Annotated in this window: 4 protein-coding genes; 1 reads left to right on the top strand and 3 read right to left on the bottom strand. The window is 75.4% G+C overall.

The genetic code is table 11. From position 1 onward, the window contains the following. Positions 1-202 precede the first annotated feature (202 nt). Positions 203-748, top strand: coding sequence for a gamma carbonic anhydrase family protein (locus tag CR938_RS14105; RefSeq protein WP_162125594.1), 546 nt, complete (start codon positions 203-205; stop codon positions 746-748). On the opposite strand, the gene CR938_RS14100 is transcribed toward CR938_RS14105, so the two are convergent. From CR938_RS14100 to CR938_RS14090, 3 genes are all read right to left on the bottom strand, one after another. Further along, positions 736-1020: a YkgJ family cysteine cluster protein gene (locus tag CR938_RS14100; protein ID WP_162125593.1), complete on the bottom strand. Its 285-nt coding sequence runs from the start codon at positions 1018-1020 to the stop codon at positions 736-738. The two genes, CR938_RS14105 and CR938_RS14100, sit on opposite strands and share 13 nt — an antisense overlap. A 43-nt stretch (positions 1021-1063) precedes the next feature. Then, a complete protein-coding gene (locus CR938_RS14095) occupies positions 1064-1318 on the bottom strand; it encodes a DUF2798 domain-containing protein (RefSeq protein ID WP_162125592.1) in 255 nt (84 codons plus the stop codon). A 138-nt stretch (positions 1319-1456) separates the two neighbouring features. Next, positions 1457-2656 carry a P1 family peptidase gene (locus tag CR938_RS14090; RefSeq protein ID WP_162125591.1) on the bottom strand — a complete coding sequence of 400 codons (1200 nt, stop codon included), beginning with the start codon at positions 2654-2656 and terminating at the stop codon, positions 1457-1459. Positions 2657-2774 lie beyond the last annotated feature (118 nt).

Here is a 2774-nt window from a genome sequence, read left to right as displayed (position 1 = left end):
GGCANGGCGTGCGGGGTGCGGGTGGCGTCCATGCCCCCCATTGTAGGAGCCGCGTCCGCGGCGGCCCGGCGGCGTGTCCGGCGCCTGCGTCGAACCGCCCCGCACGAGGCGCCATGGACGCCCCCGGCGCCGGCCCGCACGCCGCGACCGGCCGTGTCCGTCGCCTCGCCGCGGACGCGGCTCCTACAATGGCGCCATGCACATGCCCAACCTGCGCCCCTATCTGGACCGCTCGCCCGTGCTGGGCCGGCGCGTGTACCTGGATCCGGCCGCCACCGTGATCGGCGACGTGGTGCTGGAGGACGACGTCTCGGTCTGGCCCGGCTGCGTGATCCGCGGCGACGTCAACCACGTGCGCATCGGCGCGCGCAGCAACATCCAGGACGGCACCATCATCCACGTCAGCCATCACAGCCCGTACAACAAGGGCGGCTTCCCGACCCTGATCGGCGCGGACGTGACCGTGGGGCATGGGGCCATCATCCACGCCTGCACCATCGAGGACGCCTGCCTGATCGGCATGGGCGCCTGCGTGCTGGATGGAGCGGTGGTGCGCCGCCACGCCCTGGTCGGCGCCGGCGCGGGGGTCGGCCCGGGCAAGGAGGGGGGCGAGGGCGAGCTGTGGCTGGGCAACCCGGCGCGCTGCGTGCGCAGGCTGGGCGAGCGCGAGATCGAGAGCCTGCACTACTCGGCCGCGCACTACGTGCGGCTCAAGGACCAGTACCTGGGGATGGCTCAGTCCGGCTGATCCGGGGCGGTGGCCGCCTCCTCCGCGGCCAGGATGGCCAGCGCCTCCTCGCGGCTGGAGCCGCACATGGCCGGGTGTGGCGGCAGCGAGGCGCCCACCGCCGGCCGCTCCGGGCGGCCGAACAGGCGGCAGCGCAGCGCCCCGTCCAGGTGCGGGCAGGGCACGCCCGCCGGCTTGCCGCCCGGCAGCCCGGGCAGGGGCGAGGAGATCGACGGGGCGATGCAGCAGGCGGCGCAGCCGCTGCGGCAGGCGAAGGGCGCGGCCTGGGACATGCCCGCAGTGTAGGCCATGCGCCCCGGGGCGGCCGCCCGCGCCTCAGGCCGGACGCACGATCCGCGCCGTGAGCCTGCGCACCAGCGGCAGCACCAGCAGCAGCACCGGGAAGGCGATCAGCCAGGACACGCCCCAGGCCGAGAGCCAGCGCGGCGCCAGGCCGATGGCCTTGAGCGTGGTGATCAGCGAGACGATCGCGGTCATCAGCAGCGACAGCAGCAGCGGCATGACCAGCGCGCCGTAGCGGGCCGGCAGCCTGGGGATGCCGAAGGCGATGGTGTGGTCCTCGGGTCGCATGGTCGTGGGGATCGCGGAAGAAGGGGGAGTGCGGCGGCGGCAACCGGTGCGGACCGCCGCCATGGCCCAAGGATGCCGCCGGGCGGCCGCGGGTGAAGCCACGCGACCGCCGGATCCTTGCCCGATCCTGCAGGCTTGCTAGGGAGCGGCCACCGGCTGCCGCGCCCCGGCCGCGTCCAGCGCCTGCAGCAGCGGCTGCAGGGGCAGCGCCGGCGCGGTGCCGCGGTGGCCGTGCACGGTGGTGGCGCGCAGCATGGAGTTGAGGATGGCCTCCTCGGTGGCCTCGGCCACGGCCTCGAACAGCGGCGTGATGGCCTCGCCGCCCACGCTGGCGGCCGGCTGCACCGCCTGCCCCGGGTCGCGCCGGTTCTGCCCGGCGGTGGAGAAGGCGATCACGTAGTCGCCCGAGCCGTTGGACATGTCCGAGCCGGTCCGGGCCAGGCCGGTGAGCGCGCGCGCGGCCAGGCGGCGCAGCGCGGCCGGGTCCAGCGGCGCGTCGGGGGCCACCACGATCATGATGCTGCCGTCGCCGGTGCTCGGGGCCGGCTCGGCGGCGCGCGCCACCTGCGCCGGATCGGGCAGCGACTTCCACACCGGCACGCCGGCCACGGTCAGGCGGCCGCCGTAGTTGCTCTGCACCAGCACGCCCACGGTCCAGCCGCCGTCGGCCCCGGGCAGCACCCGCGAGCTGGTGCCGATGCCGCCCTTCCAGCCGAAGGCCACGGTGCCGGCACCGGCGCCGACCGCGCCCTCCTCGACCGGGCCGTAGCCGACGCCGGCCAGGGCCTGGCGCACCTGTTCGGCGCCGACCGCGCGGGCGCGGATGTCGTTGAGGTAGCCGTCGTTGGTCTCGCCCACCACCGGGTTGATCGAGCGCACGTTCTCCATGTCCGGCTGCTGCAGCAGGTGCTCGACCAGGGCGTCGGCCACCTTCCACACGCCCAGGGTGCCGGTGAGCAGGATCGGCGTCTCCAGCTCGCCCAGTTCCTGCACCTGGGTCACGCCCAGCAGCTTGCCGAAGCCGTTGCCGACCACGATGGCCGCCGGCACGCGCTCGCGGTACAGGTTGCCCGGGTGCGGGACGATGGCGGTGACGCCGGTGTTCAGGCGCCGGCCCTCGCGCAGGGTGGCATGGCCCACGCCGACCCCTTTCACGTCGGTGATGGCGTTGTGCCGGCCGGTGGGCAGGGTGCCGATGACGATGCCCACGTCGCGGGCGCGCGGGCGCGCCTCGCCGGTGCCGGCCGCCAGCGCGGGGGCGGCGGCCAGCAGCAGGGCCAGGACGACGAGGGCGACGAAGCGGAACCAGGGGCGGGCCGGACGGATCGGGGTGCTCATGCGGGTGCGTGTCTCCTGCTTCCTTGGGTGCGGCCGCTAGCCGGTCAGCCGCTCGAACAGGCCCTGCGCGGCCATGCCGCCGCCGCCGACCAGGACCGCGAAGTAGGCCAGGGTCCCG

Origin of the sequence: Pseudoxanthomonas taiwanensis, from assembly GCF_010093135.1 — a bacterium.
In the GTDB taxonomy this organism is placed as follows: Bacteria; Pseudomonadota; Gammaproteobacteria; order Xanthomonadales; family Xanthomonadaceae; genus Pseudoxanthomonas; species Pseudoxanthomonas taiwanensis.
This window is presented reverse-complemented; position numbering and strand designations above follow the sequence as displayed.

Excerpts from the sequence above, each read along its gene's own strand:
- CR938_RS14090 (WP_162125591.1), bottom strand. The coding sequence starts at position 2,656 with ATGAGCACCCCGATCCGTCCGGCCCGCCCCTGGTTCCGCTTCGTCGCC.
- CR938_RS14105 (WP_162125594.1), top strand. The coding sequence starts at position 203 with ATGCCCAACCTGCGCCCCTATCTGGACCGCTCGCCCGTGCTGGGCCGG.
- CR938_RS14100 (WP_162125593.1), bottom strand. The coding sequence starts at position 1,020 with ATGTCCCAGGCCGCGCCCTTCGCCTGCCGCAGCGGCTGCGCCGCCTGC.
- CR938_RS14095 (WP_162125592.1), bottom strand. The coding sequence starts at position 1,318 with ATGCGACCCGAGGACCACACCATCGCCTTCGGCATCCCCAGGCTGCCG.